Here is a 347-nt window from a genome sequence, read left to right as displayed (position 1 = left end):
CTGGTGCTAGGTTTCCCCATTCGGACATCCCCGGATCAACGTCTGGTTGGCGACTCCCCGAGGCTTAACGCAGCCTCCCACGTCCTTCATCGGCTCCTGATGCCAAGGCATCCACCGTGTGCCCTAAGAAACTTGGCCACAAAGATGCTCGCGTCCACTATGCAATTCACAAACAACAAACAGCCAACCGGAACACCCACCACCAACACCAGACAACCTGGCCGGTATGGCAGAAGACCGGTCCCGTCACAAGGAAAACAAGCAAACGCCCGTTCCCTCAGGACCCAACAGTGTGCCCAGCCAATCCCAGCCCCCGACAACCACATTCCCACTCCCGACCAGAACCC

The 347-nt window shown here is 58.2% G+C and carries 1 rRNA gene; it reads right to left on the bottom strand.

Annotated features, from left to right (window positions below):
• A 23S ribosomal RNA gene (locus QSK17_RS35835) occupies positions 1-138 on the bottom strand; the annotation flags it as partial.
• Between the last annotated feature and the right edge of the window lie 209 nt (positions 139-347).

Source organism: Microtetraspora sp. NBRC 16547 (assembly GCF_030268965.1).
Taxonomy (GTDB): Bacteria; Actinomycetota; Actinomycetes; order Streptosporangiales; family Streptosporangiaceae; genus Microtetraspora.
The sequence above is the reverse complement of the archived record's forward strand: the minus strand, read 5'-3'. Positions and strand labels throughout refer to the sequence as shown.